The 12,151-nt window shown below is 51.5% G+C and carries 15 protein-coding genes; 4 read left to right on the top strand and 11 right to left on the bottom strand.

Going from position 1 to position 12,151, the window contains the following annotated elements:
• Positions 1-55: 55 nt before the first annotated feature.
• The 11 genes from Mpt1_RS05285 to Mpt1_RS05235 are packed head-to-tail and all read right to left on the bottom strand — an operon-like array spanning position 56 to position 5,452.
• Entirely contained in the window at positions 56-397 is a 342-nt protein-coding gene (locus tag Mpt1_RS05285) for a prefoldin subunit beta (protein WP_048112866.1), read from the bottom strand.
• Positions 398-401: 4 nt separating this feature from the next.
• Positions 402-632, bottom strand: coding sequence for a KEOPS complex subunit Pcc1 (locus Mpt1_RS05280; RefSeq protein WP_048112864.1), 231 nt, complete (start codon positions 630-632; stop codon positions 402-404).
• Position 633: 1 nt separating this feature from the next.
• On the bottom strand, positions 634-765 hold the full coding sequence (locus Mpt1_RS05275) for a DNA-directed RNA polymerase subunit P (protein ID WP_048112863.1): 132 nt from the start codon (positions 763-765) through the stop codon (positions 634-636).
• A gap of 6 nt (positions 766-771) precedes the next feature.
• The gene (locus tag Mpt1_RS05270) at positions 772-1,023 is read right to left on the bottom strand and encodes a 50S ribosomal protein L37ae (RefSeq protein WP_048112861.1); all 252 of its coding nucleotides are present in this window, start codon (positions 1,021-1,023) and stop codon (positions 772-774) included.
• A gap of 5 nt (positions 1,024-1,028) precedes the next feature.
• Complete coding sequence (gene rrp42, locus Mpt1_RS05265) at positions 1,029-1,811, bottom strand: exosome complex protein Rrp42 (RefSeq protein ID WP_048112859.1); 783 nt, start codon at positions 1,809-1,811, stop codon at positions 1,029-1,031.
• Positions 1,795-2,538, bottom strand: coding sequence for an exosome complex exonuclease Rrp41 (gene rrp41, locus Mpt1_RS05260; RefSeq protein WP_048112857.1), 744 nt, complete (start codon positions 2,536-2,538; stop codon positions 1,795-1,797). The genes rrp42 and rrp41 overlap by 17 nt, the downstream gene beginning before the upstream one ends.
• Positions 2,538-3,248, bottom strand: coding sequence for an exosome complex RNA-binding protein Rrp4 (gene rrp4, locus Mpt1_RS05255; RefSeq protein WP_048112855.1), 711 nt, complete (start codon positions 3,246-3,248; stop codon positions 2,538-2,540). Before rrp4 ends, rrp41 begins: the two co-directional genes overlap by 1 nt.
• Before the next feature lie 27 nt (positions 3,249-3,275).
• On the bottom strand, positions 3,276-3,968 hold the full coding sequence (locus tag Mpt1_RS05250; RefSeq protein WP_048112853.1) for a ribosome assembly factor SBDS: 693 nt from the start codon (positions 3,966-3,968) through the stop codon (positions 3,276-3,278).
• Between the two features lie 12 nt (positions 3,969-3,980).
• Entirely contained in the window at positions 3,981-4,691 is a 711-nt protein-coding gene (psmA, locus tag Mpt1_RS05245; RefSeq protein ID WP_048113889.1) for an archaeal proteasome endopeptidase complex subunit alpha, read from the bottom strand.
• Between the two features lie 54 nt (positions 4,692-4,745).
• Entirely contained in the window at positions 4,746-5,063 is a 318-nt protein-coding gene (locus Mpt1_RS05240) for a hypothetical protein (RefSeq protein WP_048112851.1), read from the bottom strand.
• Between the two features lie 14 nt (positions 5,064-5,077).
• Positions 5,078-5,452 (bottom strand): hypothetical protein, encoded by a 375-nt coding sequence (locus tag Mpt1_RS05235; protein WP_148305844.1) that lies wholly within the window; start codon positions 5,450-5,452, stop codon positions 5,078-5,080.
• Between the two features lie 492 nt (positions 5,453-5,944).
• Between Mpt1_RS05235 and Mpt1_RS05230 the strand changes: the two genes are divergently transcribed.
• Genes Mpt1_RS05230 through Mpt1_RS05215 form a run of 4 tightly spaced genes read left to right on the top strand, consistent with a single transcriptional unit; the run spans position 5,945 to position 12,130 of the window.
• Entirely contained in the window at positions 5,945-8,953 is a 3,009-nt protein-coding gene (locus Mpt1_RS05230; RefSeq protein ID WP_052399296.1) for a CoB--CoM heterodisulfide reductase iron-sulfur subunit A family protein, read from the top strand.
• A 5-nt stretch (positions 8,954-8,958) separates the two neighbouring features.
• Complete coding sequence (locus Mpt1_RS05225; protein WP_048113887.1) at positions 8,959-9,378, top strand: hydrogenase iron-sulfur subunit; 420 nt, start codon at positions 8,959-8,961, stop codon at positions 9,376-9,378.
• Entirely contained in the window at positions 9,379-10,611 is a 1,233-nt protein-coding gene (locus tag Mpt1_RS05220; RefSeq protein ID WP_082007262.1) for an NADH-quinone oxidoreductase subunit B family protein, read from the top strand.
• Position 10,612: 1 nt separating this feature from the next.
• A complete protein-coding gene (locus Mpt1_RS05215) occupies positions 10,613-12,130 on the top strand; it encodes a Ni/Fe hydrogenase subunit alpha (RefSeq protein WP_048112846.1) in 1,518 nt (505 codons plus the stop codon).
• Positions 12,131-12,151 lie beyond the last annotated feature (21 nt).

The raw sequence follows: 12,151 nt of genomic DNA, 5'->3' as shown, positions 1-12,151 counted from the left end.
ATGTCCTCGGAAGGGTTGATAAGGGGATTGTGTTCCCCGTATATTTTGAATTTGTTTATGCCTGACCCATTGCTTTGTTTATGGTCTCTTGTAGAGACTCATACTTTTCGCGGAGCGACTTCTCCTGGCGTTCGAGACCTTTGATCCTTACTTCCATGGTCTCAAGCGATTCGTCGAGGTCTGCTTTTACTTTATCTTTGTCATCAACTTTGATGAGAAGCGAGCCGGAGCTTTTGTAGACATCTCCTGTTGCTTTCGCAAGTTCTTCGGAGGTCCTCTCCATCTCCCTTTTCTGAGCTTCCATCTGTAGTTTCTGGGTCGATACCGCTTGCAGCTGCTGCTGCGTCTGCTGGAACTGAGCTATCTGGTTCTGTAGCTGTGGGCTGATGTTGTTCATCTTTTCACCTTGTTATTTTGGTTATGTCTTCGGTAATCCTTATGCATTCCAGATACGAGTTCAATGCTGCTCTCATCGCCGAAGCGTCTGAGGCGGTAAGCTCTATTATGCCTGTGCCGCCCTCGGTCCTGACCGAGGCCTTTGTGCGGGGAAGTTCCCTTCCCGCTTCCGGGCTCAGTGCGATGATGATGCTTGGCGCATCATCCGAGGTTATCCGTATCTCGGCGGCGAACATATCAGTCGGATTTCAGGACCTTCTTCACATTCGGTCTTTCCTTGAAGAAGATCTTCGATCCGCATTTCTCGCACTGGAGCCCCAGTGCGTTCACGTTCCTGATAGGCTCGTTGCATTTAGCGCATCTGTACATGTTATCTTACTGCTCCGATACCTGAGATACTTCCCTTTTTGTTTTGGGGCTGTATGCCTCGGCTGCGAATTTCGTGTCGCAGTGCCTGCATTCCCAGATCCCGGAACTTATCCTCTTTACGGACATGTGGTGGCAGACGGGGCACTCATGTTTTGCTTTCTGATGTGCTTCGATGTTCTTGACCCTGTTGCGGACAACCACACCGTATCTGGCGCCGAACTTTCCGGACGTACCTGCTTTCTTTGTTCCTTTTGCCATATGTATCACCCAATGATCTTTCTTAAGACCTTTCCCTTCTCGACGGCCCTGTCAAGACAGAGGCTGAGTTCTTTTCGTGTGATAGAACCCTTCCCTCCTTTCTGCATGGCCCTGAAGTTGCCGTCGTCGTCTGTGGTGACGGTCAGGCGGGCAGATGAGATCATCTCTTCGTCGAAATTTGGGTCAAGTATTAAATCATTTCCTATTTTGACCGAGGTGATCGATACGGGGGTGCAGGTCACGGGCAGAGGTCTGTTCTCCCCTTTACCGTACTGCTCTCCCGGAATGACCGCCGTCCTCAGTGCGCTTACAGTTGCAAGGTTAGCGGCATCGAACAGGTTCCCGTCGTAATCCAATGCGTAAATATCGACGAAGCACATCCAAACCTCTTCTCCTGCGGTTATGCAGAGGGCTTTGACATCCACCATGCCGGATTCGCGAATACCGCGGTCCACAACTCTTGCGAGTTCGATCGCATCCTCTCCTGGAGGACCGGATTCGAACATCGGGTGAGCCATAGGTATCAGCTCGGCACCCATCGTAAGGACTCCGCTGTCCGGCGTGTCCCCGAAGGGTGTTCCAGGTATGATCTTCACTCCCGCGATGACCTCTGTCTTTCCGACCTTGACCCTCGCCGAGCCGTCCGCACTCTCAATGCATCCGACAGAGATCTGAACTTCCCTTATATCGTCTACGCCTCTGCCGTCCTCTCTTTTACCTTCCTTCAGAAGGTTCATGATATGATCCCTTTTTATCTCGGAGATGATGTATTCACTCATCTTCTTCACCTCCCTTCGTCGCGGCGTATTTGGTTTTAAGCGCGGCCTTCTGTATCTCATACAGATCGTGACACGCACCGAAGGCCATGTCAAGAGCTTTGTCGAATTCTTCTCTTGTCATGTTGCCGTCCATCTGCAGAAGGACGATCTCATCTGTTGACGGAACTATCGCAAGCGGAACGTCCGCCTGTCCGTAGTTGTCCTCCTCTTTATTAAGATCCAGCAGAACATGGCCGTCCGCTTTACCGGCCGCTATGGCGGGGACAATGTCGCGCATCGGTATCCCCGCATCGGCAAGCGCTACGGATGCCGCTGTCAGTCCTGCGCATCTCGTTCCGGCGTTCGCCTGAAGGATCTCGATGTACACATCGATGGACGCACGCGGGTAAAGCTCGGTCAGGACCACTTTCTCCAAAGCCTCGGCGATTATCTTCGAGATCTCGATGGATCTTCTGTCCGGGCCCGGTCTTTTTCTGTCGCTGACGGAGAACGCCTGCATGTTGTATTTGCACTGGATGATCGCTTTGGTCGGATCCTGAAGATGCCTTGGGTGGCATTCCCTCGGTCCGTATACCGCGGCAAGCACTTTGTTCTTTCCTATCTCTAAATATGCGGAGCCGTCAGCGTTGCTGAGCACCCCCGCTTCAATGTGAACTGGCCTGTGTTCGTCGGTCTTCCTGCCGTCGATCCTCACGCCTTTCTTATTAACCAATACCATGTCAGTTTGTCCGCTCATCAATATCCCTCCCCGCTCTCATCTACCGCTTGCGGGAGTTTTTCTTTAATAAATTTTTCAACCTTTTCCGTAAGGTTGCTGCTCTGTGCCTCTCTCTCGATCATTTTTATGGCTGCGACCGCGACATCCGCATTCTCTTTGTCTCCGTCGACCCAGATCCTTCCGTTCTGTCCAACGAATATGCGGCAGTCCGTCAGGTTCTTTATCTTTTGTATCATGGAACCGCTCTTGCCGATGACCCTTGATACTTTGGAATGGGGCATCTCTACCATCTGCCCCCCCTCGATCCTCCGGAGTCCGGAGTCTTTCATGGTGACCTGTATTTTCTTGCTCTCATCCACCATGAGGACCTTCAGCATCACGACGTTCCCGACGTTAAGATATTTTGAAGTGTCTCCAAACTCTATCTTCCATGGGACCTCGCTCACATGCAGCGGCGCCGGATACGGGGCGTTTATGTCAACAAGCCAATTCGAAGGGCCTATGTCCTCGATTATTCCTATCACAGTGTCCCCTGTGGTGGGCATGTAGCGTCCCCCCAACGGGATGACGCCTATCGTATCATGGAATACGTTCTTGACGCCTAATACTCCGGCGTACACTTTGCCATTGAGCACGTATGCGTTGTTCCCGGCTCCCATGCCGCTGTCATCCAGCAGCTCTCCCGGAACCACGACCTCCCGTGTGTTTCTGGCGTTTCTTTTTTCCATTTTTATCACTTCTCTCGAATTGTATATTTAAATCGTTTTTATTGACGCTGTTCCTTTGGTCTTATGTTTCAGCTTCTCGGTCAGTTCCGGCACCATTCCCGCCGGCAGTTCCATCAATCCTATCCACGAACCGTCCGCGGTCCACTCTTCTCTTTCGATGAGCCCGTAGTGGATCATATCGTCGAAACACTTTCCGTAGTCCGGGCCGCTTAGTTTTATGGCTACCTTACTTTTCTCAAATCGTATCGGCAGTACCGGACGGAGAAGCTTCATCGCCTCTTCGATTTCTTTATCCAGAGGCCTGAACGGATCCACATGGAACTTCACTTCATCCAAAGCAAGTTCTATCCTTGTGTATGGATGAGGGAGCTTGGTCTGCGGGTTTATTGCGTTGGCCGATATGTAGGTTATCACCCGATGTCTTTTTGCCTCAAGCATTTCTTTCCGCTGTTCGGCGGTGATCTGGACCTCTCCTTTTTCGACGATCCTTTTGGCTATTTCCGATATATTCCCCGTGCCGAAGACCTCTTTTATCTTGTCCTCGGCCGGCCTCGTCCCCTTTCTGGAGTTCTTGAATACATCCTCAACGGCGAGGTATTCCGTAAGATCGATCTCTTTGCCTTGCTTAAGATGATTCATCACTGCAGGGTCGAGGAGAACCTCGAATGTCTCGCCGTGACTCTCCAGTCTTGCTACGATCGCCTCATCAAGATTGACCATGTGATCAGCTGCTCAGACCTTTCCGATGAGCTTCGTTATTTCGGAGTCGGAAAGCCTTCTGAATTTCTTTCCTTTCTCGACCACTCCGATCTCAACGGATGCAGCGGACAGAGTATCGTCGATCGCTGTGCCTAAAGCTTTCAATCCCAGCTTTGCGGCGGCCTCGAACGACATGCCGTCCTCGAATTCTCTCTCAAATATGTCCATCACGACCGGTCTTCCCGAACCGATGCATGTTGCTCTGTATGCGACAAGCGCTCCCGACGGGTCCGTCTCGAACAGGTGCATGCCGAGGTCATCGACCCCCGCGACCAACAGCGCAACACCGAACGGACGTCCTCCGCCGTACTGGGTGTAGTTCTGCTTGTAGTCGCACACGTTCTTAACGAGCATTTCCGTGGCTATGTTCTCATCGTAGTGGAGCTTGTGCCTCTGCGCATTCTTCCTGGCCTCATCAATAAGTACTCTGGCATCGGCCACGAGACCGGATGTCGCACATCCGATGTAATCGTCAATGTCATAGATCTTCTCGATCGAACCGGGTTCGACGAGCTTGCTGGACAACCTCTTGTCCACCATAAGGATGACCCCGTTCTTGAATTTCAGCCCGATAGTGGTCGTTCCTTTTTTTACAGCCTCTCGGGCATACTCCACCTGGAACAATCTTCCGTCGGGGGAGAACACTGTTATCCCCCTGTCATATGCCATTTGTCCTGGTTGCATATCTTTTTTCTCCTGTTGTTCAATGACCACAAATGCGCCGGACTATTTATTGGTTTACAGATGCGCGGGCGCGGTAGAATTTTTTTTCTCTTTTTCTTTTAGGTCGGGATATATTTCTCGGATGGTGCGGAGAGTACCGGATGTGATGAGCGATTCAGATGACGGATCGACCCGAGAGACCGCAATGATCGTCCCCTCCCGTTCGTCGGGAGAACATCGGATTATCGCCTTACCGCCAGACAGCTGGATGATGTGCGGCGGTTTATCCGGGTCGACCTGCCTCAGGCCTCTGATCAGAGCTTCTTTTCTGAGTTCGGGAGAAACGGAAAAAGCGATGTATCTCCTCCTTCCCCTTTTGGATTTCACTACCATTCTGAGCCTCACGTTTAGTGTTTTTTGTTTTTTTCTATCACACGCATGGCGGTCTCATAGACCGCACCGCAATTTTTGCATACCGGTTTGTCGCAATCGACCGTGTTGCCGCATTTGCAGACGAATGTGCCGTCTTTTATGGGAATGACGGCGTCGCAGTTGGGACACATGTTCCCTTTGATGAACCTTCCACAGATCGGGCACCTTGTTCTTTCGGGTTCTCTTATTTCCATACCCTCATATTTGGTGTTGCAGTAAGGACACGCACCCGTCGGTTTTGCGCATGCATCGTGGAACGTCTTGCCGCATTTTTTGCATATTGCTATCGGGTCATTTTCTATTGTTCCGTAGCATATCTCGCACTTCTTTTTGTCCTCTTTCTCATCCAAAATAATAGTAGGTATTTCTTTGGATTTCCCATTTTTTTTGAATTTCTTATCGGCAACCGCGCGGAAGTACTGATGTAAAACGAAAACAGCAATCAACAATATAACCAACACAATTATAATAGCCAGACTTAAAATCGTATTTCCAAAGCCCATAAAGCGGTTAATAAAATTTGCCTTCTTAATACTTCTGGTTGTAGGTCCGGACCAAGGCTGTTCAATGCATACGAATTTTATTTTCTTATGCAAATAATCTACTAATGAATGGGTTGAATTACCTTTTTAGAAAATACATGTTTGTTAATGAATATTTATTGCTGGGTCTTTTTAAAATAAGCTAAAATCATTCTTGTAACAGAGAAATATGGTTTTTTAGAAAAAGACCAGACTAATTTGAGTTCTAGTATTTTAATCATTTTGTAGTAAGGGCTTTATTAATGGAGAGATATTACCTTTTATTCCAATTATTTAATTGGTACAATCGGAGGCAAGTATTTGACGAAATCGGCATTAGTTATCGGCGGAGGCATCGCAGGTATACAGGCGTCGTTGGATCTTGCGGACAGGGACATACACGTTTATCTGGTGGAGAAACTCCCCACGATAGGCGGTAAAATGTCCCGTCTCGACAAGACATTCCCGACGAACGACTGTTCTGCATGTATCCTTTCACCAAAAATGGCAGATTGTATCGGGCATCCGAACATTGATACTCTAACCTTCCACGAAGTAATGAAAGTGGAAGGCAAAGCTGGAGACTTCAAGGTCACGCTGAAAAGCAAAGCAAGGTATGTAGATCCAGAATCTTGTACAGCTTGCGGCGACTGTTTGGCGAAGTGTCCCACGAAAGGGCTATCAGATGAGTTCGAGTTCGGTCTGACAACAAGAAGGGCGATCTACATACCACATGCACAGGCAGTGCCAAGGGTTGCAATAATCGATGCACTCAACTGTAAGATGATACAGAACGGCAAGTGCGGTGTTTGCGCAAAGGTATGTCAGAAGAAAGCAATAAACTACGAAGACAAAGACAAAGAGAAAGTGATCGAAGTAGGTTCCATCATCGCCGCACCCGGTTTCGAGGTATGGAATGCGAAGATCGGAACAGAGTATGGTTACGGAAGATTCAAGAACGTCGTCACGGCGCTTGAGTTCGAGAGAATGATGTGTGCATCCGGCCCATCGACCGGTCACATAACCACACCGTCCTCCGGAGACGAGCCGAAGAAGATCGCTTTCATCCAGTGCTGCGGCTCAAGATCCGAAAAATCAGGCTGGAAGAAATACTGTTCATCGGTGTGCTGCATGTATGCCACAAAGCAGGCAATGATCACGAAAGAGCACGCAGAAGTGGATGAGGACATATTCTTCATGGACATAAGATCCTACGGAAAAGAATTCGAAGCCTACATTGAGAGGGCACAGAATGAGTACGGGATCAACATGCACAGGTCGGCCCGCGTATCCAATGTGGAAGAGGATCCGAAGACGAAGAAACTCACGATCAACTATACCGACTCGAACGGCGACGGAGTATCCGCAGAGTACGACATCGTTGTACTCTCGATAGGACTCGTTCCGCCAGAGGGAGCAACGGAATTCTCCAAGCTGCTTGGAATCGAGCTCAATGAATACGGATTCTGTAAGACATCTGTCTTCAGGCCGCTCGAGACAACAAGGGCAGGAGTATTCGTAACGGGAGCGTTCGCTGCACCCAAGGACATTCCGACATCGGTCGCAGAGGCAAGCGGATCCGCCGCAAAAGCGGGCGCTTACATAGTAGACGCCAACTTCAAGCCCATGGCGCCGAAGACATATCCCGCAGAGAAGGACGTAGAGGGCAAAGAGCCCCGCATAGGTGTATGGGTATGCCACTGCGGCGTCAACATCGGATCTGTGGTGGATGTTCCGGCAGTTGCTGAGTACGCAAAAGGACTTCCGTATGTAGTATTCTCCGGTGAATCCAAATACGCATGCGCACAGGACTGTCTCGTAGAGATATCCAATGCTATCAAAGAGCAGGATCTGAACAGGGTCGTTGTCGCATCATGCACACCGAGGACCCACGAGCCGTTGTTCAGGGAAGCATGCAGGGACGGCGGGTTGAACAAATATCTGTTCAACATGGCCAACATCCGTGACCAGTGTTCATGGATCCACATGCACGCCCACGAGGCGGCGACAGTAAAAGCAAAAGACCTGTTGAGGATGGCCATCGCAAAGGCGGCACTCCTTGAGCCGTTGGTCGGTTCGGAGATACCCGTTACAAAGGTCGCAGCGGTCATCGGTGGCGGAATAACCGGAATGACGGCAGCCCTCGACATAGCTGCACAGGGAATACCCGTGCACATATTCGAAAAGGAGAAAGAGCTCGGCGGGTTCGCAGTGAAGAACCTCTACCACAAAGAGGATGGAAAGGATGTTGCGGAATTTGTAAGAGAGACGATCTCAAAAGTCGAAGGCAACAAGAAGATCACCGTGCACAAGGGAGCCCATGTAAAGGACATCCCCGGCTTTGTAGGAAACTTCAAGGTCGTAACGGAAAAAGAAGAGATCGCAGTAGGTGCGGTCCTCTTTGCGACGGGAGCGGCACAATACAAACCCACCGAATACAGCTACGGAAGCGACAAGAAGGTCATGACGGTACTCGATCTCGAGAAAGCTCTGGCTGGTGGCAAGTTCAGCGGAAAGAACGTGGCATTCCTGCAGTGCGTCGGTTCGAGGAACAGTACCGTGAAGTATTGTTCAAGGGTATGCTGCGCAGCATCGCTCCGCAATGCGATCCAGATAAAGATGAAGGATCCGACCGTGAACGTGTCCATTATACACAAAGATATCAGAACATACGGATTCCGCGAGGAACTCTTCAACAAGGCATCCAGCCTAGGCGTGAAGTTCCTCAGGTACTGTGTGGACAACGAGATGCCCGGCTACGACGGAAAGGTCGTGAAAGCTCACGACTCCATACTCGGGGAGGATGTTGAGATCCCGGTAGACACAGTCGTGCTCGCAGCAGGACTGACACCTCTCCGCGAGGAGAAAGAAGAGCTTGCGAAGATGGTCAAGGTCCCGATAAGCAAGGACGGATTCTTCTTCGAGGCACACCAGAAGCTGAGACCGGTAGACTTCGCAACAGAAGGGGTCTACGTAGCCGGAACAGCACACTGGCCGAAATTCCTCGACGAGTGCATAGCACAGGGATCCGGCGCGGCGGCAAGGATGCTGACCACCATATCCAAGGACAAGCTGATCTCTGAAGGCATAGTCGCGGTATCCAACCACAACCTCTGCGACGGATGCGGAGTATGCGCAGGCTGCTGCGACTACAACGCCATTACCATATGCGCAGACGAGAGCGGATCCGTTGTGAGCAACGTGAACCCCGGTCTCTGCAAGGGATGCGGATCATGCGTTGCGTCTTGCCCGGCAGGAGCAATGGAGCAGAGAGGATTCAGGAACAAGCAGATCATCGCAGAGATCGATGCGTTGTTTGAGGGAGCGTGAAGGAAATGTCAGACTTCGAACCAAAGATAGTAGTGTTCTGCTGCAACTGGTGCTCGTACGCGGGAGCGGACGGAGCAGGTGTGGCAAGACTTCAGATGCCCCCCAACTTCCGCATCATAAGGACAATGTGCTCCGCAAGGGTCGACCCCGAGTTCATACTCAGGTCGCTGGCCAAAGGAGCGGACGGAGTAGTGGTCCTGGGATGCCACCCGGCAGACTGCCACTACATCGGAGGTAACTACAGGGCAAGGAGAAGGATAGCTCTTATCAGATTGGTGATAGAGCAGTACGGATTCGATCCGAAGAGGCTGAAACTCGAGTGGGTATCTGCATCTGAAGGAGAGAAATTCCAGAACACGCTGAATGAATTCGTCAATACGATCAAACAGCTTGGACCGACACCCCTGAAACAGGAGGAAAAGTAAATGTCATTCTGGGACAAATTTAAGAAAAAGAGCAGCGAAACCGTGTCTGCGATAAAGACAGAAACAAAGAAGGTGGCCAAACCTGCCGATAAAAAGGCTGCTGCACCGGGACCGGCATGCGGACAGAAGACCGCTGAGTCGGTCGCCGCAGCGCAGCTGAAAATGGCGGACCTCGGAGAGCTTCTCCCCGGAGCGCCCCCCAACGGCAAGATCAACCTTGCAATATACTGGGCTGCCGCCTGCGGAGGATGCGATGTATCGCTTCTCGACATAAACGAGAGGATACTGACGGTCGGAGACATGGCGAACATCGTCATGTGGCCGATCGCCGCTGACGGGAAAGAGCACGACATCGCCGAAATGGAGGACGGCTCGATAACAGTCTCCATAATCAACGGTGCGGTCAGGAACTCAGAGAACGAGCACATGGTAAAGCTCCTGAGGAAGAAATCGGTCATCGTGGTCTCATACGGCGCATGCGCCTGCCACGGCGGATCCCCGGCACTTGCCAACTTGATCCCCGGCGGAAAGAATGAACTGTTGGACTACGTATATGTGAAGACGCCCACGACGGCCAACTTCCAGGCGGACTACCACAAGAAGTCGCCGGTCATACCGCAGACAAAATACAAGGCACCGGAAGGGGACCTTACTCTCCCGGTCCTGTATGACACGGTCAAGACCCTTGATCAAGTGATCGATGTGGACTACTACGTACCCGGATGCCCGCCTATGCAGGAGACGATCTCTCACATGCTGGCAGCCGTTGCCGGATTTGTGTACAAAGGAGCGGCGCTGCCTCCCAAGGGAACTATAATAGGCGTTGCGACAAAGACACTCTGTGAGCAGTGCCCGAGGAGGAAGGAGAACAGAAGGATAACAAAGATCGTGGAGCCTCACGAGATAGACGTGGACCCCGAACTGTGTCTTATGGACCAGGGTATACTCTGTCTCGGACCGGCAACGGTCGGAGGATGCAATGCGAGATGCACAAGAGTCGGACAACCGTGCCGCGGATGCTATGGCCCGACCACAGCAGTTCAGGAGCAGGGAGCCAGTGCTCTTACGGCCATCGCATCTCTGTTCCCCGTGCTGGATAACGATGCGACAATGGGCGAGGATTCGATCGTTGACATAATGTCGACCATCAAGGACCCGCTCGGTTACTTCTATGCATTCACCATGGGTAAGTCTTTGATCAAGAAAGTTGTCAAAGAAGAAGGAGGTAAGTAAAATGACAGGACCAATAATATGGGACGAAAAGAAAAAGACGACCGCTCAAAGGGTGACCGTTGACCCCATAACGCGTCTCGAAGGTCACGGAAAGATCGAGATCTTCCTTGATAAGAAAGGTAACGTCGAGAACGCATACTGGCAGATCCCCGAGGTAAGGGGCTTCGAGAGGTTCTGCGTCGGAAGGAAAGTAGTCGAGCTCAACCAGATCACCGCAAGGCTTTGCGGCGTCTGTCCCGGAGCCCACCACATGGCCTCCACAAAAGCCATCGACAACTGCTACAACACAAAACCGACGGAAGCGGCATTCCGCATAAGGGACCTCTTCTACCACGCACACTTCGTGCACAGCCACATAGCGCACTTCTACGCATTGGCCGCACCGGACTTCGTCTGCGGGCCGGGAGCACCGGCCGCAGAGAGGAACGTTCTGGGTGTAGTGGCACGCGTCGGACTGGAGCTTGGTTCCGCAGTGCTCAAAGCACGCGCACAGGCACAGAAGATCCAGGCGATAATCGGCGGAAAAGCGACCCACCCCGTAATGGGAGTTCCCGGCGGAGTGACCAAGGCAATAAGCAAAGACGAGATCAAAGAGATCCAGGGCTATGCCGACAACCTTGTCGCATTCGCAGAGACATCGTTGGGAGTGTTCAAGAGCGTTGTTCTAGACAACAAAGATTACTTGGCCATCGTGACGAACCCAGACCTGTACTACAATGAGTACTACAACATGGGTCTCGTCAACTCCAAGGACCAGCTTGAGTTCCACGACGGAAAGGTCAAAGTGACCGACCAGAAAGGCAAAGAGGTCGACAGATACGATCCGGTTGACTACCTCAACCACATCGCAGAGGGAGTCGAGCCGTGGTCGTACGAGAAGTTCCCGTACCTGAGGAAACCTGGATACAAGGGAATGACCGCCGGCCCCGACAGCGGATTCTACAGAGCGACACCGCTCTCAAGGCTTAATATATCGTCAAGCATCTCCACACCGAAAGCGAACGCCGCATTCGACGAGTTCAAGGCGATCTTCAAGAGCCTGGGCGTGACCGGACCTGTCCACTTCAACCTGGCGACCCATTGGGCAAGGATCATCGAGATGCTCTATGCCGCAGAGAAGGTCCACAAGAACGCGTACGACCCCAACATAACGGATGCGAACATAAAGCAGAAAGATGTCAAGGCGGGAGGACGCGGCGTAGGGTGCGTAGAGGCTCCGAGAGGAACCCTCACACACGACTACACCTGCGATGAGAACGGCATCGTAACGGCATGCAACCTTGTTGTAGGGACCACCAACAACAACGGTCCGATGAACGTCGATGTTGCGAAGATCGCAAAAGCGGTGATAAAGAACCACGAGGTCTCCCCCGGTCTGCTGAACATGGTCGAGATGGCATTCAGAGTATATGATCCGTGCAACTCCTGTGCGACGCACAGCCTGCCCGGCCAGATGCCCCTGAAGGCAACGATCAGGTACGCCGACGGCACCGTTGAGAATATCTCTAAGAACCTTTAAACAAACATATGAGGGGAGAAA

This window comes from Candidatus Methanoplasma termitum (genome assembly GCF_000800805.1).
Lineage (GTDB): Archaea > Thermoplasmatota > Thermoplasmata > Methanomassiliicoccales > Methanomethylophilaceae > Methanoplasma > Methanoplasma termitum.
This window is presented reverse-complemented; position numbering and strand designations above follow the sequence as displayed.